Genomic DNA, 21,470 nt, shown 5'->3' with positions numbered 1-21,470 from the left:
AAAAGTTGATCCCATGAATTTGAAGTTCCTCGAAACCTTCGTCTGGGTGGCCAAGCTCAAGAGCTTCCGCCTGACTGCGGAGAAGCTGTTCACCACCCAGGCCTCGATTTCCAGCCGCATCGCCGTGCTGGAAAGCGAGCTGGGGGTAAAGCTGTTCCTGCGCGACTCCCGGGGCGTCAGCCTGACCCCGGAAGGCTTGAAGGTGCTCGATTACGCCGAGCAGATGATGGTGACCATGCAGGGCCTGAAACAGTCCCTGGAAACCACCAGCAGCAAGGTCGGGCGCATTCGCATCGGTGCGATGGACACGGTGATCCATACCTGGCTCAGCCCGTTGGTGGCGGAACTGATGGATCATTTCCCCCTGGTGGAAATCGAATTGATCGCCGACACCGCGCTTAACCTCAGCGATCAGCTGCAAAAAGGCTTTCTCGACCTGATCCTGCAAACCGACCTGCTGCGCCTGGAAACCGTGCGCAGCCTGGAGCTGGCCAGCCACCCCATGGCCTGGATCGTCGCCAGCCAGTCGATCTACAACCGCGACTACGCCTCCCTCGCCGAACTGGCCCAGGAGCGCATCATCACCTACTCGAAAAACTCCCACCCGCACCAGGACGTCATCAGCCTGATGCAGGCCAACGGCGTGGCCGCGCCACGGATGAACTGCGTGAACTCGGTGTCGGCGATTACCCGGTTGTTGCGCGATGGCTTCGGGATTGGTGCGTTGCCGCCGGTGCTGGTCAGGGAAGAACTGGCGCGGGGCGAATTGGTGATGTTGCCGATGGCGCAGAAACTGCCGAACCTGCAGGTGGTGGTGTCGTGGCGCGTGGGGGTGGAATTGGTGGAGGAGATCGTGGGGTTGTGCCAACAGGTCGTCGCCCGCTATGCCGAGGAAGTCGGCGAAGAGCGGATGGTGCTGAGCAACTGAATAAACCGGTACAAATGTGGGAGGAGGCAAGCCCCTCCCACATTAGACCGAGGTGTGGGTTAGAGACCTTTCAGGTCCCGCTCTTCGATTGGCCGGCTCTGGCGCAAGCGCTTGCCACCCAGCACCACCCAGTCGATCAGGCGGAACAGACACTCCAGGCCAAACGACAGCAGCATCGCACCGCCCAGGCCCCAGCCCATGGCTTCGGGGGTCAGCAGGATCTGGTAGCTGTAGCCGTTCCAGGTCTCCAGGCGGATATCCGGGTCGGCGGCCACCGCCACTTGCAGGGTACGGATGTACCACGGGCCTTGCATGGCCTGGAATTGCTTGTCCAACGCCACCTGGCGGTCAAGCATGGCGCCCAGGCTGTTGGCGTCGCTCTGGAACACCGGGTCGTCGCTGGCGCGGTAATGCGCCACCAAGGCCTTCAAGTCACCGTTGAAGAACTGTCGTGCGGTGGTTTCAAACCCGCTCAGGCCGGTCTGCGCCTCGATCAGGTGGGCTTCGACGCGCTTGGCGTAGTCGTTGATAAACCCCGGCACTTGCACGCCGACCAACAGGCCAATGGCAAACAGCACCAACCGCAGATAGCTGAGCAACATGGTCGATATCCTTACTCGGTAACGCCCTGGCTGACGCATTCACCGCGTCGCCACAGGCTCCATTGGCCCGGTTCGTAGCGGGTCCAGTTTTCGTTGTCGGTCAACGGCTCGGTGGCGATCACCGTCACCACATCGTTGGGGGTGGTTTCGGCCTGAAAATCGACGATCACGTCGACATCCTTCAGGCGCGCCGGACCAAACGGCGCACGCCGGGTGATCTGCGCCAGTTTGGTCGAGCAATAGCAAAACAGCCAGTCACCGTCGCTGAGCAGGCAGTTGAACACACCTTTGCTGCGGTATTCGGCACAGGCGGCGATCAGGTCCGGCAGCATCTGTTCGATGTCCACCGGCTCGGGGAAGGCCTCGCGCACGCGGTTGAGCAGGTCGCAGAAGGCCGCTTCGCTGTCGGTATCGCCGACTGGCCGATAGAACGTGGCGCGGGGGTGGAAGTCTGCCAACTGGCCGTTGTGGGCGAAACACCAGTTGCGGCCCCACAGTTCGCGCACGAACGGGTGGGTGTTGGCCAGGCTCACCTTGCCGACGTTGGCCTGGCGGATATGGCCGATCACCACTTCACTCTTGATGGGGTAACGCTGCACCAGCAGGGCGACTTCCGACTCACTGCTGGCGGCCGGGTCCTGGAACAGGCGCAGGCCACGACCTTCGTAGAAGGCGATGCCCCAACCGTCGCGGTGGGGGCCCGTACGTCCACCGCGCTGCATCAGCCCGGTAAAGCTGAACACGATATCGGTGGGGACGTTGGCACTCATGCCCAATAATTCACACATGCCAGGGCTCTCGCTGCAGGGCGGACAACGTTAAAGGCGCGGTTCGACCCGCATACCGCTCACCGGTGCAGGACGACGGAACGGCTCGTCGTCTTCATCCACAGGCTCGGCGGCCAAGGCGGCGTCGGTGGCGGCCTTGCGCTCACGGCGGGCGTTGGCGGCGCGCTCGATGGGCCAGCGGATCAGCACAAACACGAGGTACACACCAAAGGCGATCAGGGTGTACATGAACAAATCGGAAATCGCCCGCCAGGCGTTATTGCCGACCTTGAGCACCAGGTCCAGGGCCGTGATGGCCACGGCCGGCGCAAACTGAGTCTTGACCGGGTCGACGATGGTCGGGCTCAACAACAGCACGGCCATCAGCAATTGCAGCGGTTCGCGCAGCCAGCGCCAGATCCAGCGGGTCATGCGCCACCACACCAACAGGCAGCCCAAGGCAGCGAAGGCGTAAAGGCCCCAAGCGGTCAGATAGTCGTTCTCGGTCATGGTGTCCATGGCAAGGTAGGCAAACAGGCGGCTATGATAACGGCTTTTGCGTGTCGCGGCTGCAATGCCTGCCACCTTCCGCCAGACAGAGAGTGCTCCATGCCTTCATCGACCGCCCCGATTGCCCGTAAAGCCCCAGGCCAGGACCCGTACGCCTGGCTGCAAGAGCGCGACAGCGTTGAAGTCCTTGATTACCTGAAGGCCGAAAATGCCTTCCAGGAAGCCCAGCTCGCCGACCAGCAGGCCCTGCGCGAAACCCTGTTCGAGGAGATCAAGGGCCGCATCCTCGAAACCGACCTGTCCCTGCCCTCTCCCTGGGGCCCGTATCTGTATTACACGCGCACCACCGCCGGTGACGAATACGCCCGCCACTACCGCTGCCGCCGCCCGGCCGACGACGGCAACCAGGTGGACGACAGCAGCGAAGAGCTGTTGCTGGACCCGAACGTGCTGGCCAACGGCGGCTTCTTTTCCCTCGGCGCATTCAGCATCAGCCCCGATCACCAGCGCCTGGCCTACAGCCTCGATACCAGTGGCGAAGAGATCTATACCCTGTTCGTGAAGGAATTGGCCACCGACAAAGTCAGCGAACTGGCGTTCGAGAACTGCGACGGCAGCATGACCTGGGCCAATGACAGCCTGACCCTGTTCTTCGGCGAGCTGGACGACACCCACCGCCCGCACAAGCTGTATCGCTACCGCCTGGATGGCACGGCGGCGCAGGAAGTGTTCCACGAGCCCGACGGGCGCTTCTTCCTGCACTGCTACCGCTCCAGCTCCGAGCGCCAGTTGCTGCTCTCGCTCGGCAGCAAGACCACCAGCGAGGTCTGGGCGCTGGATGCCGACCAGCCGCACCTGGACTTCACCTGCCTGGCGCCACGGGTCGAGGACCATGAATACGATGTCGACCACGGCCAACTGAATGGCGCATGGACCTGGTTTATCCGTAGCAACCGTGATGGCATCAACTACGCCCTGTTTGTGGCGACCGACATTGGCGACGTGCCAACCGAGGATGAGTGGCAGAACCTGATCCCCCACAGCGATGACGTGATGCTCGACGGCGTCAGCCTGAACACCGGTGCCATGACCCTGAGCCTGCGCATCGGCGGCCTGCCGGTGATCGAAGTACACCCCCAGGGCTTGCCGCCGTATCGCGTGGAGTTGCCCGATGCCGCCTACAGCCTCTACGTGCAAAACAGCCTGGAATTCGTCAGCGACAAGATCCGCCTGCGCTATGAAGCCCTGAACCGCCCGGCCCAGGTGCGCCAGCTGGAACTGGCCAGCGGCGCGCAACAGGTGCTCAAGGAAACCCCGGTACTCGGCGTGTTCAATGCCGATGACTACGTCAGCCAGCGCCTGTGGGCCACCTCCGCCGATGGCACCCAGGTGCCGATCAGCCTGGTGGTCAAGCGCGACCAGCTCGGCAAGCCAACACCGTTGTACCTGTATGGCTACGGCGCCTATGGCTCAAGCCTCGACCCGTGGTTCTCCCATGCACGCCTGAGCCTGCTGGACCGTGGCGTGGCCTTCGCCATTGCGCATGTGCGCGGCGGTGGCGAACTGGGTGAAGCCTGGTATCGCAATGGCAAGCAGGAACACAAGCAGAACACCTTCAGCGACTTTATCGCGTGTGCCGAACACCTGATCGCCGAGGGCCTGACCACCTCCAGGCAACTGGTCATCAGCGGCGGCAGTGCCGGCGGCCTGTTGATCGGCGCGGTGCTCAACCAGCGTCCGGAGTTGTTCCAGGCGGCGATTGCCGAAGTGCCGTTTGTCGACGTGCTCAACACCATGCTCGACCCGGAATTGCCGCTGACCATCACCGAGTACGACGAGTGGGGCAACCCCGAAGAGCCTGCGGTGTATGAACGCATCAAGGCCTACGCGCCGTACGAAAACGTCAGCGCCCAGGCCTACCCGGCCACCCTGGTGATCGCCGGCTACAACGACAGCCGCGTGCAGTACTGGGAAGCGGCCAAGTGGGTGGCCAAGTTGCGCGCAACCAAGACGGACGACAACCTGCTGTTGCTCAAGACCGAACTGGGTGCCGGCCACGGCGGGATGAGCGGTCGCTACCAGGGATTACGTGACGTAGCACTCGAATATGCATTTGTGTTCAAGGCGCTGGGGCTGGTTTAAGGAACTTAGCGGGGCGGTCCTGTCTGAACATTCAGACCGCCTCCTGATTGATGGACCAAGATTGCAGCCATGGCACTCCCGACTTTAATGAATACCGAAATCCGCGACATGCTCATGGACTGCGGCCTGTTCGACCCGTTGTTGCCGGAAGACTTTTACGTCGCCGCCGGCTACTTCAATATCAGCAGCATTGCCGAGGGCGAGGTGATTTTCCTCGAGGGCGATGCCGGCACCTTCATGTGCATCATCCACAGCGGCCAGGTGGCGGTGCAGAAAACCAACCACACCGGCCAGCGCCTGACCATCGCCACCCTGCGCAGCGGCCGGGCCTTTGGGGAGATGGCCGTGCTTGACGGCGAGCGACGCTCCGCCAGTTGCGTGGCCGCCAGCGACTGTGTGTTGTTGAACCTGGGCAAGGACGCCCTGGAAAAGATGCTCAATGAAACGCCGCGTGTGGCGGCGAAGATCATCCGCGCAATCGCCATCGCGTTGTCCAAGCGCCTGCGCATGGCCGATGGGCAATTACTCTCCCAACAGTTTTAACCGCCGGGCGTCTTCGGCTTGCTGTCGTTCTGCTGCAGGCCAGGCACCGTCTGGTCCTTCGGCGGCGTCGGCAATACGATGGGCACCAACGGCGGTGAACCGTTCGTCTTCGGCACGGCCGGCGGGGTGATCTGCGGATACAGCGTCGGCGTTGGCGTGCCCGGTGCGCCGGGGCTAGGTGCCGGCGCCACCGGTACGGTTTGCAACTCCTGAGCCTGCGCCGCACCCAATGCGAGCGCGCTCAACACAATGACCGTTAGAATGCTGCACTTCATCGATGGCTCCATGGCCTGACCGGAATGTCGTAAGGCTACTCCCAACCGCGCAAGAATGCCCTTCCCAATGAGATTTCCATGAAACGTTTCGTTCTGCTGGACACCACCCCGATCCCCGACAACGGCGGTGCCTTGTGCCTGTTCGAATACGGTGAAGACTTTGTCATCAAGATCCAGGGCGGTGACGGCGGCCAGTTGATGAACACGCGCATGCACGGCTCCGAAGACGCGCTGGCGCAAATCCCTTGCCGCAAGGTCGCGGGGCGCCCGGGCTCACGGGTATTGATCGGTGGGTTGGGCATGGGCTTTACCCTGGCGTCGGCGCTCAAGCACCTGGGCAAGAGCGCCGAAGTGGTGGTGGCGGAACTGGTGCCCGGTGTCGTGGAATGGAACCGGGGGCCACTGGGGGAAAAGTCCGGCCGCCCACTGCTGGACCCGCGCACGGTGATCCGCATGGAAGACGTGGCCAAGGTGCTGCAGGCCGAGCCCCAGGGCTTTGACGCGATCATGCTCGACGTCGACAACGGCCCCGAAGGCCTGACGCAGAAGGCCAACAGCTGGCTCTATTCCGCCGGTGGCCTGGCTGCCTGCGCCAAGGCCTTGCGGCCCAAGGGCGTGCTGGCGGTGTGGTCCGCCAGCGCCGACAAACTGTTCAGCGACAAACTGCGCAAGGCCGGTTTCAAGGCCGAGGAAGTGCAGGTGTTTGCCCATGGCAACAAGGGCACCCGGCATACCATCTGGATAGCGGAGAAGCTCAAGGGCTGAGCACGCTTCCCAAGACGCCCCTCCCACATGTTGATCCCTGTCAGTTGTGGGATTTGCGGTAGTCGATCACGTACGGCATTTTTTTGTCGAAGGTCTTCTCCAGCTCATCGCGGTCCAGCCGGGTCATGCCGCCCAGTTGATGGGCGGTAAAACCGCTGTCCCCCACCTGCGAGCCCGGCGCCAGGCTGACCATGCGCTTGGCGACCGCTTCGATAGCATCCTTGTAGCCGCCTTTCTTGTTCAAGTTGTACTGGCCCAGATCAATCTGCGTGCGCAGCCAGTTACCCCAATAGAACTCCAGGAACTCCGGGGCGATCTGCCCGTCATTCGGCTTGCCATAGGCGGCCTTGCGGGTGAAATACACCAGGCTGCGGAAGGTGTCGTCCTGCAGGTTCTTGAAGCCCAGGTGCGCCGGCAGTTGTTCCGGCGGCAGGGCCTGGCCCTGGTTGTCCTTGAGCCAGACCTTGCGGGCCGCTTCCATGCGCTGCCAGAAGCTCGCCATGTTCGGGCTGTTGCTGAAGTCGTCGGTGACCTTGACCCACATCTTCAAGCGCGGGCCGCCGCCGGGCACTTCCCACAAGGTGGTGAAACTGTGGTGACCGTCGGTCAGGTACAGCTGGCCGGCAGGGCCGACCACCACGGTTTTCATGTCCTCGGGATGGGTGCCCACCGGGTCCTTGCAGGTGAAGCTGTCGGGCTGGTGCAGGTCAGCCTTGTCGGGCACTTTGCCGGCCTCACCCTGGCCGTTGGTTTCGCAGTATTCATCGAAGACCTTGGCGGGTTTGTCGGCGAACAGGCCCAGGCTGTAGTAGATCTGGTCGAAGCCCACCACCGCCTGGGTCGGATGCAACTGTTCAAGGGCAACCTCGATCACCTGTCCGGGCTTGGGCGTCGAGAACGCCTGGGCCTGAAGGGTAACGACACACAGCAGCAGTGCAACAGTCCATGAAAGCAGACGCATGTTTTTCAGATCCTTATGAGTAAAGTAAATCGATCCCAGCAGTCATTTGCGACGCAAGCGGCTAGAATCAACGCTATCCGTGACCACCAAACAGCCAGGAGCCATGATGAGCTCGACCAACCCGCCCTCCCACACCGCCAAGCTGGACCGCATCCTTGCCGATGCCCAGCGCGACCGGGAAATGGGCTACCGCGACAAAGCCCTGAAGATGTACCCCCACGTGTGCGGCCGCTGCGCCCGTGAGTTCGCCGGCAAGCGCTTGAGCGAACTCACCGTACACCACCGTAACCACAATCATGATGACAATCCCCAGGACGGCTCGAACTGGGAGTTGCTGTGCCTGTACTGCCACGACAACGAACACTCGCGCTACACCGACCAGCAGTACTTCGGCGAAGGCTCCACCAGCAGCCCGACGATCGCCAAGGCCACGCATAACCCGTTTGCGGCGTTGGCGGGGTTGATGAAGAAAGACGACTGAAGAGTGTCGTCGCCTGTCCTGGCCTCATCGGGAGCAAGCCCCCTCCCACATTTTGAGTTGTGAACACTTTCAAATGTGGGAGGGGGCTTGCTCCCGATAGCGTTAGCCCAAGCAATACACCGCCTTGAGGCCGTATAATCGCCGCTTTTCTCCAAGGCACCCTTCCCCGTGGCCAATAAACGCTACAGCTGCATCGGTCTGTATAACCCCAAATCCCCCGAAAACGTTGGCTCGGTCATGCGTGCCGCCGGCTGCTACGGCGTGGCCTCGGTGTTCTACACCGGCGTGCGCTACGAGCGTGCCCGGGACTTCATCACCGACACCAAGAAGGTCCACCACGACATTCCGCTGATCGGCATCGATGACCTGAAGAAGATCCTGCCCCTGGGCTGCATCCCGGTCGCCGTGGAGCTGGTGGACGGTGCCCGCCCGCTGCCCGAATACACTCACCCCGACCGCGCGCTGTATATCTTCGGCCCTGAAGACGGGTCCCTGGATAAAGACATCCGCGATTGGTGCGAAGACGTCGTGTACATCCCCACCACCGGCTGCATGAACCTGGCCGCCACCGTCAACGTGGTGCTCTACGACCGCATGGCCAAGGGCAATAACACCCGTTCGGGCCCCAAGTACTGATCTTTTGGGAACATCCGGCGCCTGCGCGCAGTCAGCTGCATACACTTGACCTTGTTGGAGACAGATCATGAGCGACAGCACAACCTTGCGACCTATCATCGAACACACCCCCTTCCAGAATCAGCCCACCCAGAACGTGCACGGCTGGGAACGTATCGGCTCAGTGGCCGGTGGCGTGATGATGGTGGGCAAAGGCCTGCGCCGTGGCGGGATTTTCGGCCTGATTCAGGTGGCGATCGGCGGCGTGGCGCTGGCGCGCGGGTTTACCGGGCACAGTGCGCTTAAAGACAAGCTGGAACAGGGCCGCCAGGAAATGAACAGCGTACGCACGAAGATCGAACGTGCCGGTGCAGAGCTGAAAAACCTGAAGACCAAGGCGGAAGTGGCGGCTGAGAAGGCCGTTAAGACCACTGGTTAGATTCAAATGTGGGAGGGGGCAAGTCCTAATGCCATCATGTAGGAGCGAGCTTGCTCGCGAAAAACTCACAGGCGCCGCGTTCATTCAGGAAGCACGCGTTATCGTTGACGTTTTTCGCGAGCAAGCTCGCTCCTACATGGCATTAGAGCTTGCCCCCTCCCACCTTTTGTTTTGTGTATGGCGAGGGCTCAGCGCAGCAGCTTGCTGTCCAGTACCACCGACGATTCCCCAATGATGCTCTCGGCCAACTGCACAAACTCCGCAGTAGTGATGCTGTTGGCGCGCATCACCGCCTGCGCGAGGTCATCCAGGGAGCGCTTGTTGTGAGTCTTTACGCGGATCTCGCGATCCAGCTCCTGCAACACCACCACCGCCCGTGACACCGTCGCACCGCTGACGTGGTCGCCGCGCAGGCTGGTCACGTCCTTGCCTTCCTTGGCCAAGCGCGCCTGTATCGCCTGATAGCGCTCATCGGTCACCCCGCCGGCACGGCGCACCAGCTCAATGGCGTAGTACTCCGCCAGCCCCTCGCTGATCCAGTCGCTGGTGTCGTGGTCGTTGAAGCGGCCAATCGCCTGCACCACTTCACGGATCAACGGGCTGCTGCCGTTCTCGCTGACCAGCGGCGTGCGGCTGTTGAGGTAGATCGAGTCGCGCGCCGAGACCGCACCACGGCGCATCGGATCGCTGGCGCCCACCACCAGCAGCTTGGCCGGATGACGTGGGAACGCCGCTTCCACCTGCGGCCAGACAAAGGTCAGCAGTGTCAGCACATCCATCCGTCGCATGGCTTGGCCCTTGGGCGAGGCGATGGTCACTTCGGTCTCGCCCAGGCGCACGCGGCGGCTGCCCAGGGTGCCGGCGAGCATCCAGCCGGTGGGCCGGTCAAACAGGCGCGAGACGTTGTCGATGCGGAACTTGTTCTTGCCGATGCGCGGCCAGGCGGTTTCGATGCTTTTCCAGCCGGCCGGCAGTTCGAACACCAGGCGCGAGACCAGTTCGACGCCGTCCTGCTGGTCGAGGCGTGCGGGCGGCACCAGGTCTTCGCCGCGAAACAGCGCCCAGCTCGGGGTCATCCGAGCTTCGTAAATACCCGGTTTGCGCGCGTGGCTCAGGCGCACCCGATAGGTCAGGCTGGCCTTGTTGGCGCTGGGTTGCCACAGGCCACGGTGGTCATTGACACTCCACTGGCCATCGGCCTTGAAGTCGCTGTAGTCGCCGGCGCGGCCCAGGTCGAAGTTAAGGCTGCGCACCGCCGAACCCTGGGACAGGCTCACCCGCACCTCGGCCTGATCGTCCTGGGGCAGCAGCTTGACGTGATAATCCAGGTCGACTTTCTTCGCGCACCACGCAGGCATGCTCAACGCCAGCAACACCAGGCTTGCCGCCAGCTTGGTTCCCGCCCTCATACACACTCCTTGTTCAGCCCGCGCGGAAGATCAGGTAATCCTCCCAGTCGTCCTCGGGCACGCTGCCTTCGCTGAGCATGCGCCCGGACTGGGAAATGCGTTCGTGGTGCACGGCATCGCGGTCGCCGCAGACCAGGTGGTGCCACAACGGCAGGTCCTTGCGCTCGCTGACCAGGCGGTAGCCGCAGGTGGGCGGCAGCCATTTGAACTGGTCGGCCTGGCCCGGGGTGAGCTGGATGCAGTCGGGTACCGAGGCACGGCGGTTGGGGTAGTCGGTGCACTGGCAGGTTTTCAGGTCCAGCAGCTTGCAGGCGATGCGCGTGTAATAGACGCTGTTATCGTCTTCATCCTCAAGCTTTTGCAGGCAGCACAGGCCACAGCCGTCGCACAACGACTCCCACTCCTCCTGGTCGAGGTGTTCAAGGGTTTTGCGTATCCAGAAAGGTTCGACTTTGGCGGCCATGGCTCCACATCGGTATCGGTAGGTTAAAAGGCCGCCAGTCTAGTGCCCAAGGCCCCTGGGGCCAAGCGCTTACGACTGTCGGTATGACAAGACTTGTCAGTCTAGCGGGGGCGCAGTAGCTTTGAGCGCCGAATTGACGATCAGGAGCTGCCCATGACACGCGTTGCCGATTACCCGATCCATACCCAGTTCACCGAACGCTGGTCGCCCCGTGCCTTTACCGGCGAGAGCATCCCGCAGGAAACCCTGCTGAGCTTCTTCGAAGCCGCACGCTGGGCACCGTCGGCCTACAACTCGCAGCCTTGGCGTTTTCTCTATGCACGCCGTGACACGCCGGACTGGGAGCGCTTCCTGGGCCTGCTGAATGAATTCAATCGTGGTTGGGCACAGCATGCGTCGGCCCTGGTGATCATTGCCTCGAAAACCGACTTCATCGCCCCCGGTGCCACGGAAGAAACCCCGGCACTCTGGCACACCTTCGACACCGGCTCGGCCTGGGGCCACCTGGCGCTGCAAGCCAGCCTCAGCGGCTGGCACACCCACGGCATGGCCGGCTTCGATCAGGAGCTGACGCGCAAGGAGCTGAAGATTCCACAGGGTTATGCGCTGCATGCCGCCGTTGCGGTGGGCAAGCTGGGCGACAAATCGACCTTGCCGGAGTACCTGCAAGGCCGTGAAGCGCCAAGCCCGCGCAAGCCGCTGAGCGAGCTGGTGTCAGAAGGTGATTTCAGCCTCTGAAACTGACGCAATCTCAAAATGTGGGAGGGGGCTTGCACCCTCCCACATTTTCTCCCAGCGCCGCCTCAGTAACCGCGCTCGAAATCCACTTCCCCGCGCAAGGCTTGCTTGGCCTTGTACGCGCGCAGGTTTTCCAGGAACAGCTCCACCATCATCGGCGGCGAGGTCGGCGCGGAGCTGTGCCCGGTCAACAGCAGGCCCCAGGCGGTCCAGAACGGGTGGCGCTGCGGCAACGGTTCCTGGCGGCACACGTCGATCACCGCGCCGGCCAGGTGCCCTTCTTTCAGGGCCTCGACCAGATCGGCATCCACCACCGCCACACCGCGCCCGACGTTGATGAACAAACCGGTCGGCTTGAACTGCTTGAACAGCGCTGCGTCGTACAGGTCATGGGTGTTCGGTGTGTTGGGCAGCAGGTTGATCACGTAGTCCACCTCCCCCACCAACCGGCCCAGTTGGTCGAGCCCGGCCACTTCGATAAACGGCGCTTGTTCTCGCGCAGTGCTGGCGATGCCGTACAGCTTGACGCCGAACGGCACGAGAAACTCGGCGACACGCTGGCCGATGTCACCGGTACCCACGATCAACGCCTTGCGCCCCGCCAGGCTCTGGCCGGTGCGGCTGTCCCACTTGCGCTCGACCTGGCTGACCAGTCGCGCCAGTACTTCGCGCTCGTGGCCCAGCATGTAGGTGAGGACAAATTCGGCCATGACCTGGCCAAAAATACCGACGGCGCGGGTCAGGCGATAGTCGCGGGGCAAGCCTTCGGCCAGCAGCGGCGTAATGCCGGCCCAGGTCGATTGCAGCCACTGCGGCTGGTGTCCCTGGCGCAACAGCGTCGCCAACAGGTCCGGCTGGCCCAGCCATACCGGGCAATCGGCGGCCAGGCGCGACAGCTCGGCCGAGTCGCCGCTGGTGAGCACCTCCAGGTCCGGCGCCGCGTCATTGAGCAATTGGGCGTAGAGCGGGTGATCCTGTTCAGCAATCAGAACACGCATGGTTCAAACCTTTCAAAAACAGTGCAGACGGCCGCCCGCTTCCCTACGGCCACCGCCCACTAATACGATTCCATTGAAACCTGTGCCCCGGGCGAGGCACTGCCCGATCACATCGGGTCGTTGCGACGCAGCAGCTCTTCGGGCAGGTGCTCGATGTACTCGTCCTCGGCCGGCGGCATTTGCAGGTGATAGCCCTGCTTGTCGAGGTTTTCCAGCACCACGATGATGTCTTCGCGGGACAACTTGCGCTCCGGCGTCAGCACCATGTCGAAGGCGTGGTGCGGTTTGCCGAACGCCGCCATCAAGGGCTCCGGCACGCGCTCCAGGGCGTCGCTTTTGAGCACGTAGAGGTACATGCCGTCTTTTTTCAGGCTGCGATAGATCGAGCAAATACGTTTCAAGGCTGTTCTCCGGCAGGGGCCAGGCTGTCGAGCAGCGCCTGGCCCATCAACTCGCGGCGCCAGCCACGCAGCGAGTCTGGCAATTGGTAAGGCCCATCGGGGAAGCCACTTTTAACCAGGGCTTCGAGGGTTTTCTTGCGCAGCATCAGTTCCGGCGCCATCTCCAGGCGCTCGGCGAATGTCTGGCCGAGGGCGCGCAGTTGCTTGATCAACGTGGCGGCGTCCACCGGCAGCGGTTCAGCCACGGCCGGCGGCCACTGGTCCATGGACACGCTGCCGGCACGCTTGATCAGGTCCAACAGGAACTGGCCATCCTGGCGCACGGTACGCGGGTGCATGTCTTCGATCTTGCCCAGGGCGGCGAGGTTGTCCGGCTGGGACTTGGCCAGGGGCCACAGCGAGTGTTCGCGAATGATGCGGTTGCGCGGCAGGTCGCGGGCGCGGGCCTGCTGCTCGCGCCAGGCGCAGAGTTCACGCAATACGGCAAGCTGGGCACGGGAGAGTTTCCACGCCAGCTTGGCGTCACGGTAGACCTCGTACGGGTCGACTTCGCGGCGCAGGTTGGCAACCAGTTCGGCGCCGTCTTCCAGGACCCAGGCGTATTTATCATCCGACAAGCGCGGGCGCAGGCGAATGTAGACCTCGGCCAGGTGCACGGCGTCTTCGGCGGCGTAGCTCACCTGGGTCTCGGACAATGGCCGCTGCAGCCAGTCCGAGCGGGTCTCGCCCTTGGGCAACTCGATATCGAGCACGGCTTGCACCAGGCGCGAGTAGCCCATGGAGAAGCCGAGGTTCAGGTAGGCGGCGGCCAATTGGGTGTCGAACAACGGCACCGGCAGGCTGCCGGTCAGGCGCAGCAACACCTCAAGGTCTTCGCTGCAGGCGTGCACCACCTTGATCACCGTCGGGTTCTCCAGCAACGCGGCCAGGGGTTGCCAGTTGTCGATGGTCAGGGGATCGATCAGGTAAGCGCGTACGCCATCACCGATCTGGATCAGCCCGGCAATGGGATAAAAGGTGTCGACCCGCATGAATTCGGTGTCGAGGGCGACGAATGGCAACTGCTGCCATTCGGCGCAATGCTGGCCGAGGCTATCGTTGTCGCAGATCCAGTGAATATCGATGGCCACACGGCTCTCCCTTGAAGAATGGCGCGCAGTATATATCGCGAACGGGGCTAGCGAGCATCCGCAGTGCACAGGCAACCATGAAAACTCAGACAGGAGATGAAGAATAGTCCGACAAGTGGGAGTTATCCTTTCTTACGAAGAACGTAGACCCGCCACAGGCTGGAGCCCGGCATGAATTCCTGCTGACTCAAGACCTTGAACCCGGCCTGGCGAAATTCCTCTTCCACGGCGGTACGCGAGGGTACCGACACAATCACCGTGTCGCGGCTGACCCGGTGAAACTCGCGCAGCAACGCCATGCGCCCCTCGCTGCTGGGCACATGACGAAACAACTCCAGGCAGAAAATGCAATCCACCGCATTCGCCGACAAACCGATGGAAAATGCCGAGCCCTGAAAGGTCTTGACGCGCTTGAGCAATGACGGCGGATGGTGGCTACGGGCGTGGTCGAGCATGTCCTGGGAATTGTCCGAGGCCAGGATCACCCGGTTGACGTGCTCGGCCAACACCGGCCAGAAGCGCCCCGAGCCGCAGGCCAGGTCCAGGATGAGCCCCGGCTCGCCAGCGACCTTGAGCGCCTGGCGCACCAACCACTCGTCGCGCCATGACGCCAGGCGCTGGCGCAGACCGGGCGGGCGCGTGTCACCGCAGACCCTGGCGTGCTCAAGGCCACAGCGTTCGGCGTATTCGATCTCGATGGAAGAAGGAGGTTGTGGCGACATCGCAGGCTCATGTGACTGAAACGGTAGTGAACGACCTTGATTCGCAGCTTAACCCTTGCAACGTGAAAAAAAGGTCGAAGCCCTCACCAGCGTAAAAACCATCACACCTGATGCAGATACCAACGCCAGTCCTGCTCGCCCACCTCGCCCATGAACTGGCGGTATTCAGCATGTTTCACCGCCAGGTACACGCCCAGGAACTCGCTGCCGAACGCCTCCCGCGCCCAGCTTGAAGCCTCCAGTGCGCGCAGGGTGGTAAGCCAATCGGTGGGCAGCAATTCCTTGGCCTGGGCGTAGCCGTTGCCTTCCACCGGGGCACCGGGGTCGAGTTGTTCGCGAAGGCCACGGTGGATGCCCGCCAGGATCGCGGCCGCCGCCAGGTAAGGGTTGGCATCGGCGCCGCAAATGCGGTGTTCGATATGCCGGGAATGGGCCGGACCACCGGGCACCCGCAGGCTGACGGTGCGGTTGTCCACGCCCCAGGTGGCGGCCAGCGGCGCATAGCTGTTGGTTTGGAAACGGCGATAGGAGTTGGCGTTGGGGCAGAACATCAGCAGTGAATCGAGCAGGGTGCTGAGCATGCCCCCCACTGCGTGGCGCAGCAGTGGCGTGCCGTCGGCGGCTTCACTGGCGAACAGGTTGTTGCCCTCGGCGTCGGCCAGGCTGACGTGCATGTGCATGCCGGTGCCCGCCAGGTCATCGAACGGCTTGGCCATGAAGCACGCAGCCATGCCGTGTTTGTGCGCCACGCCCTTGACCAGGCGCTTGTAGCGCACCGCTTCGTCCATGGCTTGCAGGGCGTCGGCGCGGTGTTCCAGGGTGATTTCCACCTGGCCCGGGGCGTATTCGGAGATCGCCGTGCGCGCCGGAATGCCTTGCAGTTTGCAGGCGCTGTAAAGGTCGGCGAGGAACGGTTCGATCTGCTCCAGCTCACGCAGGCCGTAGACCTGGGTTGCGCGTGGGCGCCCGCCGTCCACGTCCCGTGCGGGTTGCGGGCGGCCATTGCCGTCGGGCTTCTGGTCGAGCAGGTAGAACTCCAGCTCCGCCGCCATTACCGGGTAATAACCGTCGGCGTTCAGGCCCTCGATCACCTTGGCCAGCAAATGCCGGGGGTCGGCCACGGTGGCGGGCAGGCCTTCGGTGGGGTGCATGCTGACCTGCACCGCAGCGGTCGGGATCAGCCGCCACGGCATGCGCTGCAAACTGCCGCTGATCGGGTAGGCGCGGCAGTCGATATCGCCCACTTCCCACACCAGCCCGGAATTTTCCACATCGTCGCCATTGATGGTCAGGCCGAGGATGGTGCTGGGCAGCGGCCGCCCGCTTTCATACACCGCCAGCAATTCGTCGCGGTGCAGCAACTTGCCGCGCGGCACGCCGTTGTTGTCGAGGATAAACAGCTCGAACATCTCGATGTCCGGATGCTGTTCAAGGAAGGCGTGGGCTTCGTGCAGGCTGGCAAAAACACTCATGGGGGGTTCTCGTACGTTTGTTTCAGGCAGGCGCGCACAAGGGTGCGTCATCCGTGGGGTAAATCAGCGTAGGAGAAGGGGGTCTGGCGGGCGCGCGTGGCGGCAGTGGAACAGGGCCCAGAAGGCGAGCTCGGAGGGCAGTGTCGCAGGGTGAGTGTCGGAAGAGCCGCCCATGGGTGGATCACAATGATAGAGATGCGCCCAGCGTCACACGCCCGCATAGGTGTTTAAATTCAGGGTTGATGGAGTTTGGTTGCGACTTGGCTAAACATTCAACGCCCCTTGCTACCTGGCCTTGCTGCTGGAAATAATGACCGCCCCCGAGCATGCCCCAAGGACTCGATCGCATGAAAACAACGATAACCCTGTGCGTACTGGCAAGCCTGGCCACCTCCGCCCTGGCCGACACCGCCCCCTCGCGCCTTGACCAGGTGCTTGAGCGCGGCACCCTCAGCGTCTGCACCACCGGCGACTACAAGCCCTACACCTCGTTGCGCGCCGATGGCGGCTATGAAGGCATCGACATTGCCATGGCCGAGTCCCTGGCCAAGAGCCTTAATGCCAGGATCCAGTGGGTGCCCACCACCTGGAAAACCCTGATGCCGGACTTCCTCGCCCAGCGCTGCGACATTGCCGTGGGCGGGATTTCGGTGTCCCTGGAACGCCAGAAAAAAGCCTTCTTCAGCCAGTCCCTCGGGGTCGACGGCAAGATTCCGCTGGTGCGTTGCGCCGACGTCAAGCGTTACCAGACCGTGGAGCAGATCAACCAGCCCCAGGTGCGCGTGATCGAACCGGCGGGCGGCACCAACGAAGTCTTCGCTCGCGCCCATCTGGGCCAGGCGCAAATCCGCCTGCACGACAACGTGACCATCTTCGACGAACTGCTGGCCGGCAAGGCCGACGTGATGATCACCGACGCCAGCGAGGCGCGTTACCAGCAGAAGCAAAAGCCCGGGTTGTGCGCGGTCAACCCGGAGCGGCAGATGCAGTACAGCGAAAAAGCCTTCCTGCTGCCCCGCGATGATGTGGCGTGGAAGAGCTATGTCGACCAGTGGTTGCACCTGAGCGTGGCCACCGGCGTCTACGACGGCATCGTCAGCCAATGGTTGGCGGCGCCCTGAGCCATGGCCGTCTACGCTGTGGTCACATCAATAAGAACGAGGGACGGAACATGAAGGGATTGCTCCGCGCCACCTGGCTGCTGCTGTTGTGTTTCAGCCAGGTGCACGCCGACACGCCGGGTGAGGACGCCCAGGCCGCCAAGGCCTTGCTGGGAAAAGCCCTGGCCTACTACCAGACCAACGGTGACAAGGCCTTTGCGGCGTTCAGCCGCCAGGGCGAGTTCATCGACCACGACCGCTATGTGTTCGTGGTCGATACCCAGGGCGTGCTGCTGGCCAGTGGCGGGCCCTCCTCCGCCCTGATCGGCCGCGATGTGTCCGAGGTACTCGGGCCGGAGTTGCGCCAGTCATTCAAGGACGCGCTCAAGGTGCCGGAAGGCCAGGGTATCCAACAGGCCGACTACCGCTGGCAGAACTGGAACGACGGCAAGGTCGAGCACAAGCATGTGTTTTACCAGCGCGTCGGCCAGCGCATCCTCGCTGTGGGTTATTACCTGCCGCGCGCCACCCCGGAACAGGCCCGGGCCCTGCGCAACAAGGCGGTGAACGCGTTGGTGAAGGATGAAGCCGGCACGCTCAAGGCCATCAACTCATTGCAGGGCGGTTTCCTGCAGGATGACCTCTATGTGTTTGTGGTGGACTTGAACACCCAGCGCTACGTGGCCCATGGCACCAACCTGCGCCTGATCAACACCGATTTCAGCAAGATCAAGGACCCCGACGGCAAGCCGGTGGGCGAGCCGATCCTCAAGCTGATGGCCGAGCAGGACCAGGGAGAATACAAATACCGTTGGAAGAACCCGGTGACGGGCAAGGTCGAGAACAAGCATGCGTATATCCGCAAGAGCGGGCATTTCATGGTTGCGGTGGGTTACTACAGCCCCTGATCTGAACTGGAATGCATTCAAATGTGGGAGGGCCGGTGCGACGATTCGACTTGCCCCCGATGGCAGTGTGTCAGTCGAAGATGTTCCAACTGAACCACCGCCATCAGGGCATGGGTATCTACACAATTTTCAGAGACAAGCCCGCTAGCCACAAGGAGATTTGTCAGGGGCTGAAAAGTTGTGTAGATACCCATGGCCTCCGGGGGCAAGCCCCCTCCCACATTAGGTCTCTATTGTGTCAGTCAGCGAGTTTTGTCTTCCCGCCCGCGCAGCACGCGATTGGGCATCGCGATCGCCGCCGCCAACCCCAGCAGCGACACCCCCGCACTCATCAGCAGCAAATGCCGGAACGTCACCCCCAGCTCCCCGCGCAGGGCATCCTGCGCCGGGCCTGGCGCGGCGTTCAGGCCGTCAAGCAGCACGTTGCCGGAACCGCCTTCGGCCACCAGCGCACCGCTGGCCAGATTGGCGAAGCTGGAGTCCTGCAACAACGCCAGCAGCAACGCCGACATGCACGCCACCCCCACCGCGCCGCCCAGGGAGCGGAACAGGTTGGTGGTGCTGGTAGCAACGCCGATGTCCCGTTGCTCCACCGAGTTCTGCGCCCCCACCAGGGAGGTGGGAAACTGCATGCCGGCGGCGATCCCGCACAGCAACATGAATACGCCGGTCAGCAGCATATCCTGGGGCGCACTGTAGGCCATGCCCAGGATCGCCAGCGGGCTTAACAGCGCGCCGCTGAGAATCATCGGTTTGTAACGCCCTGTCACCGAGGTCATGCGCCCGGCGCAATAGGCGCCGATGGGCAGGCCCATCGCCAGGGGCAGCAAATGCAAGGCGGCGCTGTCGGCACCGCCGCCGGTCACTGTCTGAAAGCGCAGGGGCATCAGCACCGTCAGGGAGATCGCCTGGAAGCTGGTGAAGAAAATCGTGCACCAGCACAGCACCGCGCTGCGGTTGGCAAACAGGTGCATCGGCAGCAAGGGCTCGCGGGCGCGGCGCTCGTGCCAGACGAACAGGGTCAATGCCACCAGGGCACAGGCCAGCAGCCCCAGCACCTGGCTGTCACGCCAATGATGGCCCTGGCCGATTTCGGTGATGCCCAACAGCAAGGCGGTGAGGCCGATGATCATCAGCACCGTGCCGAGGTAATCGATGATCGGCTTGCGTTGCGGCGCCGGCAGCCCCACCAGGGTGCGATGGGCCACGTACCAGGCACCGGCGCCCAGCGGCAGGTTGATCAGGAACACCCAGCGCCAGGATAAATACTCGGTCATGTAGCCGCCCAACACCGGCCCGGCCACGCTGGCCACTGCGTACATGCTGCTGAAATAGCCCTGATAGCGCCCGCGCTCACGGGGCGGGATGATGTCGCCGATGATCGCCTGGCTCACCGAGATCATTCCGCCGGCGCCGATGCCCTGCAGCACCCGCGCCAGCACCAGTTGCTCCATGCTCTGGGCCATGCCGCAGAACAACGAAGCGACGGTGAACAGGCCCATGCCGATCAGCATCATCGGCCGCCGCCCGTAGAGGTCGCCGAGCTTGCCGTAGATCGGCACCGCCACCGTCATCGCCACCATATAACCGGAGATGACCCAGGCCAGCAGGTTGACGTCGTGGAATTGCGCGGAGATGGCGGGCATGGACACGGCGACAATGGTCTGGTCCAGGGCACCGAGGAAGATCGCCATCATCAACGAGGCGAGAATACTGCGCACCGCGGGGAGCGGTGGCGCGGGCTGATTGAGCTGAGTCACGGCAGAACCTTCGAGCAGGGCCCGCGGGAAAAGGCAGCCCGCGGGAATGCTCGATACGATAGCAGGCTATTCGATAGGCTCGTAAGGAAGTCCGACGTAATTTTCCGCGATGGTCTGGCGCCCGGCTTCGGAGTGGATGAAGTACTCCAGCTCGCTCTGGGCAATGCGCTGGCTGAATCCGTCGGACTCAGGGAATTGATGCAACATCGAGGTCATCCACCAGGAAAACCGTTCGGCCTTCCACACCCGGCGCAGGCAGATGGCGGAATAACGTTCGAGCAAGTCCACGCGCCCCTCGCCATACACCTTGAGCAAAATCCGGAACAGGGTGCTCACGTCGCTGGCCGCCAGGTTCAAGCCCTTGGCCCCGGTGGGCGGCACGATATGGGCCGCATCGCCGAGTAGGAACAGGCGCCCGTACTGCATCGGTTCCACCACAAAACTGCGCAGGGGCGCGATGCTTTTTTCGATGGAGGGGCCGGTGACCAGTTGTTCAGCCAAAGCGTTGGGCAGCCGGGTTTTCAGTTCCGCCCAGAAGCGTTCGTCCGACCATTCGCCTACCGGCTCCTCGGCCGGCACTTGCAGGTAATAGCGGCTGCGCGTCGGTGAACGCATGCTGCACAGCGCAAAGCCCCGTGAATGCTTGGCGTACACCAGTTCCGCGTGCACCGGCGGGGTGTCGGCAAGGATGCCCAGCCAACCGAAGGGGTAGACACGCTCGAACACCTTCAGCGATTCAGCCGGGATCGACTGGCGCGCCACACCGTGGAACCCATCACAACCGGCGATGTAGTCGCACTCCAGGCGAAACGCCTGGCCCTGATGCTCGAACGTCAGCCAGGGTCGATCACTTTTAAGATCATGGGGCTGCACGTCGCGCGCTTCATACAGCGTGGTGGCGCCAGCGGCGGCGCGGGCGGCCATGAGGTCGCGGGTGACTTCGGTCTGGCCGTAGATCATCACCGATTGGCCGCCGGTCAGCGCCTTGAGGTCGATGTGGGTCAGTTGACCGTCCAGCGCCAGCTCGAAGCCATCATGTACCAGGCCTTCGGCATCCATGCGCTGGCTCACGCCCGCCTCGCGCAGCAGGTTGACCATGCCTTGTTCCAGCACCCCGGCGCGGATACGGCCTTGTACGTAGTCGGCACTCTGGCGCTCCAGGATCAGGGTCTGGATACCGGCGTTGTGCAACAGCTGGCCGAGCAAGAGTCCGGAGGGACCGGCGCCGATAATGGCGACTTGGGTTTTCAGGGTTTTCATTATTTTTATCGCCCGCAAGTTCCACCCGAACGGATCGAGTGAAAGAGTTGTCATTGATCTTGTGGCTGACAGTTTTCACTT

At 62.8% G+C, this 21,470-nt stretch carries 24 protein-coding genes; 10 read left to right on the top strand and 14 right to left on the bottom strand.

The annotated features are described in order from the left end of the window. The first annotated feature begins 13 nt into the window (after positions 1-13). On the top strand, positions 14-928 hold the full coding sequence (locus tag BFP99_RS12915; protein WP_065928174.1) for a LysR family transcriptional regulator: 915 nt from the start codon (positions 14-16) through the stop codon (positions 926-928). 59 nt (positions 929-987) lie between these two features. Here the strand turns inward: BFP99_RS12915 and BFP99_RS12910 are convergent, their stop codons facing one another. The 3 genes from BFP99_RS12910 to BFP99_RS12900 are packed head-to-tail and all read right to left on the bottom strand — an operon-like array spanning position 988 to position 2,882. Further along, a complete protein-coding gene (locus tag BFP99_RS12910) occupies positions 988-1,530 on the bottom strand; it encodes a DUF2937 family protein (protein WP_065947389.1) in 543 nt (180 codons plus the stop codon). Between the two features lie 11 nt (positions 1,531-1,541). After that, positions 1,542-2,318 (bottom strand): class II glutamine amidotransferase, encoded by a 777-nt coding sequence (locus tag BFP99_RS12905; protein WP_065928175.1) that lies wholly within the window; start codon positions 2,316-2,318, stop codon positions 1,542-1,544. A gap of 30 nt (positions 2,319-2,348) precedes the next feature. Beyond that, a complete protein-coding gene (locus BFP99_RS12900) occupies positions 2,349-2,882 on the bottom strand; it encodes a hypothetical protein (RefSeq protein ID WP_027604265.1) in 534 nt (177 codons plus the stop codon). A gap of 24 nt (positions 2,883-2,906) precedes the next feature. Here BFP99_RS12900 and BFP99_RS12895 point away from each other — a divergent pair, with 24 nt between their 5' ends. Together BFP99_RS12895 and BFP99_RS12890 are read left to right on the top strand one after the other, a co-directional pair. After that, positions 2,907-4,949, top strand: a complete 2,043-nt coding sequence (locus BFP99_RS12895) for a S9 family peptidase (RefSeq protein WP_065928178.1) — start codon at positions 2,907-2,909, stop codon at positions 4,947-4,949. Positions 4,950-5,018: 69 nt separating this feature from the next. Then, complete coding sequence (locus tag BFP99_RS12890) at positions 5,019-5,492, top strand: cyclic nucleotide-binding domain-containing protein (protein WP_027604267.1); 474 nt, start codon at positions 5,019-5,021, stop codon at positions 5,490-5,492. On the opposite strand, the gene BFP99_RS12885 is transcribed toward BFP99_RS12890, so the two are convergent. Next, positions 5,489-5,767 carry a hypothetical protein gene (locus tag BFP99_RS12885; protein WP_027604268.1) on the bottom strand — a complete coding sequence of 93 codons (279 nt, stop codon included), beginning with the start codon at positions 5,765-5,767 and terminating at the stop codon, positions 5,489-5,491. The genes BFP99_RS12890 and BFP99_RS12885 overlap by 4 nt on opposite strands. 78 nt (positions 5,768-5,845) lie before the next feature. On the opposite strand from BFP99_RS12885, the gene BFP99_RS12880 reads away from it, so the two are divergent. Beyond that, positions 5,846-6,532: a spermidine synthase gene (locus BFP99_RS12880; protein WP_065928179.1), complete on the top strand. Its 687-nt coding sequence runs from the start codon at positions 5,846-5,848 to the stop codon at positions 6,530-6,532. A gap of 40 nt (positions 6,533-6,572) precedes the next feature. Here BFP99_RS12880 and BFP99_RS12875 read toward each other — a convergent pair whose 3' ends face one another. Next, a complete protein-coding gene (locus BFP99_RS12875; protein WP_065947388.1) occupies positions 6,573-7,493 on the bottom strand; it encodes a ParB/Srx family N-terminal domain-containing protein in 921 nt (306 codons plus the stop codon). A 106-nt stretch (positions 7,494-7,599) separates the two neighbouring features. Here BFP99_RS12875 and BFP99_RS12870 point away from each other — a divergent pair, with 106 nt between their 5' ends. The 3 genes from BFP99_RS12870 (at position 7,600) to BFP99_RS12860 (ending at position 9,028) form a co-directional block, all read left to right on the top strand. Further along, positions 7,600-7,974, top strand: a complete 375-nt coding sequence (locus BFP99_RS12870) for a YajD family HNH nuclease (protein WP_003210675.1) — start codon at positions 7,600-7,602, stop codon at positions 7,972-7,974. Positions 7,975-8,142: 168 nt separating this feature from the next. Next, positions 8,143-8,610, top strand: a complete 468-nt coding sequence (locus BFP99_RS12865; RefSeq protein WP_065928181.1) for an RNA methyltransferase — start codon at positions 8,143-8,145, stop codon at positions 8,608-8,610. A 67-nt stretch (positions 8,611-8,677) separates the two neighbouring features. Beyond that, the gene (locus tag BFP99_RS12860) at positions 8,678-9,028 is read left to right on the top strand and encodes a YgaP family membrane protein (protein WP_027604272.1); all 351 of its coding nucleotides are present in this window, start codon (positions 8,678-8,680) and stop codon (positions 9,026-9,028) included. Between the two features lie 188 nt (positions 9,029-9,216). Here BFP99_RS12860 and BFP99_RS12855 read toward each other — a convergent pair whose 3' ends face one another. Continuing rightward, entirely contained in the window at positions 9,217-10,437 is a 1,221-nt protein-coding gene (locus BFP99_RS12855) for a hypothetical protein (RefSeq protein WP_065947387.1), read from the bottom strand. A gap of 13 nt (positions 10,438-10,450) precedes the next feature. Continuing rightward, positions 10,451-10,900: a YcgN family cysteine cluster protein gene (locus BFP99_RS12850; protein ID WP_003172524.1), complete on the bottom strand. Its 450-nt coding sequence runs from the start codon at positions 10,898-10,900 to the stop codon at positions 10,451-10,453. A gap of 153 nt (positions 10,901-11,053) precedes the next feature. Between BFP99_RS12850 and BFP99_RS12845 the strand changes: the two genes are divergently transcribed. After that, the gene (locus BFP99_RS12845; protein WP_027604274.1) at positions 11,054-11,638 is read left to right on the top strand and encodes a nitroreductase family protein; all 585 of its coding nucleotides are present in this window, start codon (positions 11,054-11,056) and stop codon (positions 11,636-11,638) included. Between the two features lie 65 nt (positions 11,639-11,703). Here the strand turns inward: BFP99_RS12845 and BFP99_RS12840 are convergent, their stop codons facing one another. The 5 genes from BFP99_RS12840 to BFP99_RS12820 form a co-directional block, all read right to left on the bottom strand. Further along, on the bottom strand, positions 11,704-12,636 hold the full coding sequence (locus BFP99_RS12840; protein ID WP_027604275.1) for a D-2-hydroxyacid dehydrogenase: 933 nt from the start codon (positions 12,634-12,636) through the stop codon (positions 11,704-11,706). Positions 12,637-12,743: 107 nt separating this feature from the next. Next, positions 12,744-13,037 (bottom strand): YcgL domain-containing protein, encoded by a 294-nt coding sequence (locus BFP99_RS12835; protein ID WP_027604276.1) that lies wholly within the window; start codon positions 13,035-13,037, stop codon positions 12,744-12,746. Continuing rightward, positions 13,034-14,167 (bottom strand): ribonuclease D, encoded by a 1,134-nt coding sequence (gene rnd, locus BFP99_RS12830; protein WP_065947386.1) that lies wholly within the window; start codon positions 14,165-14,167, stop codon positions 13,034-13,036. Before rnd ends, BFP99_RS12835 begins: the two co-directional genes overlap by 4 nt. Before the next feature lie 122 nt (positions 14,168-14,289). Next, positions 14,290-14,889, bottom strand: a complete 600-nt coding sequence (locus tag BFP99_RS12825) for a class I SAM-dependent methyltransferase (protein WP_027604278.1) — start codon at positions 14,887-14,889, stop codon at positions 14,290-14,292. Positions 14,890-14,990: 101 nt separating this feature from the next. Continuing rightward, positions 14,991-16,361, bottom strand: coding sequence for a glutamine synthetase family protein (locus BFP99_RS12820; protein ID WP_065947385.1), 1,371 nt, complete (start codon positions 16,359-16,361; stop codon positions 14,991-14,993). Positions 16,362-16,708: 347 nt separating this feature from the next. Between BFP99_RS12820 and BFP99_RS12815 the strand changes: the two genes are divergently transcribed. Both BFP99_RS12815 and BFP99_RS12810 read left to right on the top strand, forming a co-directional pair. Further along, on the top strand, positions 16,709-17,482 hold the full coding sequence (locus BFP99_RS12815) for a transporter substrate-binding domain-containing protein (protein ID WP_065947384.1): 774 nt from the start codon (positions 16,709-16,711) through the stop codon (positions 17,480-17,482). 50 nt (positions 17,483-17,532) lie between these two features. Beyond that, positions 17,533-18,369: a cache domain-containing protein gene (locus BFP99_RS12810; protein ID WP_065928187.1), complete on the top strand. Its 837-nt coding sequence runs from the start codon at positions 17,533-17,535 to the stop codon at positions 18,367-18,369. Between the two features lie 242 nt (positions 18,370-18,611). On the opposite strand, the gene BFP99_RS12805 is transcribed toward BFP99_RS12810, so the two are convergent. Further along, on the bottom strand, positions 18,612-20,129 hold the full coding sequence (locus BFP99_RS12805; RefSeq protein ID WP_065947383.1) for an MDR family MFS transporter: 1,518 nt from the start codon (positions 20,127-20,129) through the stop codon (positions 18,612-18,614). 66 nt (positions 20,130-20,195) lie between these two features. Further along, positions 20,196-21,380 (bottom strand): 4-hydroxybenzoate 3-monooxygenase, encoded by a 1,185-nt coding sequence (gene pobA, locus BFP99_RS12800; RefSeq protein WP_174562733.1) that lies wholly within the window; start codon positions 21,378-21,380, stop codon positions 20,196-20,198. Positions 21,381-21,470 lie beyond the last annotated feature (90 nt).

Source organism: Pseudomonas sp. 1 R 17 (assembly GCF_900067035.1).
Lineage (GTDB): Bacteria > Pseudomonadota > Gammaproteobacteria > Pseudomonadales > Pseudomonadaceae > Aquipseudomonas > Aquipseudomonas marginalis.
Note: the sequence above shows the minus strand (reverse complement) of the source record. Positions and strands in the feature narration are given on the sequence as shown.

Excerpts from the sequence above, each read along its gene's own strand:
- BFP99_RS12915 (WP_065928174.1), top strand. The coding sequence starts at position 14 with ATGAATTTGAAGTTCCTCGAAACCTTCGTCTGGGTGGCCAAGCTCAAG.
- BFP99_RS12910 (WP_065947389.1), bottom strand. The coding sequence starts at position 1,530 with ATGTTGCTCAGCTATCTGCGGTTGGTGCTGTTTGCCATTGGCCTGTTG.
- BFP99_RS12905 (WP_065928175.1), bottom strand. The coding sequence starts at position 2,318 with ATGTGTGAATTATTGGGCATGAGTGCCAACGTCCCCACCGATATCGTG.
- BFP99_RS12895 (WP_065928178.1), top strand. The coding sequence starts at position 2,907 with ATGCCTTCATCGACCGCCCCGATTGCCCGTAAAGCCCCAGGCCAGGAC.
- BFP99_RS12890 (WP_027604267.1), top strand. The coding sequence starts at position 5,019 with ATGGCACTCCCGACTTTAATGAATACCGAAATCCGCGACATGCTCATG.
- BFP99_RS12885 (WP_027604268.1), bottom strand. The coding sequence starts at position 5,767 with ATGAAGTGCAGCATTCTAACGGTCATTGTGTTGAGCGCGCTCGCATTG.
- BFP99_RS12880 (WP_065928179.1), top strand. The coding sequence starts at position 5,846 with ATGAAACGTTTCGTTCTGCTGGACACCACCCCGATCCCCGACAACGGC.
- BFP99_RS12875 (WP_065947388.1), bottom strand. The coding sequence starts at position 7,493 with ATGCGTCTGCTTTCATGGACTGTTGCACTGCTGCTGTGTGTCGTTACC.
- BFP99_RS12870 (WP_003210675.1), top strand. The coding sequence starts at position 7,600 with ATGAGCTCGACCAACCCGCCCTCCCACACCGCCAAGCTGGACCGCATC.
- BFP99_RS12860 (WP_027604272.1), top strand. The coding sequence starts at position 8,678 with ATGAGCGACAGCACAACCTTGCGACCTATCATCGAACACACCCCCTTC.
- BFP99_RS12855 (WP_065947387.1), bottom strand. The coding sequence starts at position 10,437 with ATGAGGGCGGGAACCAAGCTGGCGGCAAGCCTGGTGTTGCTGGCGTTG.
- BFP99_RS12850 (WP_003172524.1), bottom strand. The coding sequence starts at position 10,900 with ATGGCCGCCAAAGTCGAACCTTTCTGGATACGCAAAACCCTTGAACAC.
- BFP99_RS12845 (WP_027604274.1), top strand. The coding sequence starts at position 11,054 with ATGACACGCGTTGCCGATTACCCGATCCATACCCAGTTCACCGAACGC.
- BFP99_RS12840 (WP_027604275.1), bottom strand. The coding sequence starts at position 12,636 with ATGCGTGTTCTGATTGCTGAACAGGATCACCCGCTCTACGCCCAATTG.
- BFP99_RS12825 (WP_027604278.1), bottom strand. The coding sequence starts at position 14,889 with ATGTCGCCACAACCTCCTTCTTCCATCGAGATCGAATACGCCGAACGC.
- BFP99_RS12820 (WP_065947385.1), bottom strand. The coding sequence starts at position 16,361 with ATGAGTGTTTTTGCCAGCCTGCACGAAGCCCACGCCTTCCTTGAACAG.
- BFP99_RS12815 (WP_065947384.1), top strand. The coding sequence starts at position 16,709 with ATGAAAACAACGATAACCCTGTGCGTACTGGCAAGCCTGGCCACCTCC.
- BFP99_RS12810 (WP_065928187.1), top strand. The coding sequence starts at position 17,533 with ATGAAGGGATTGCTCCGCGCCACCTGGCTGCTGCTGTTGTGTTTCAGC.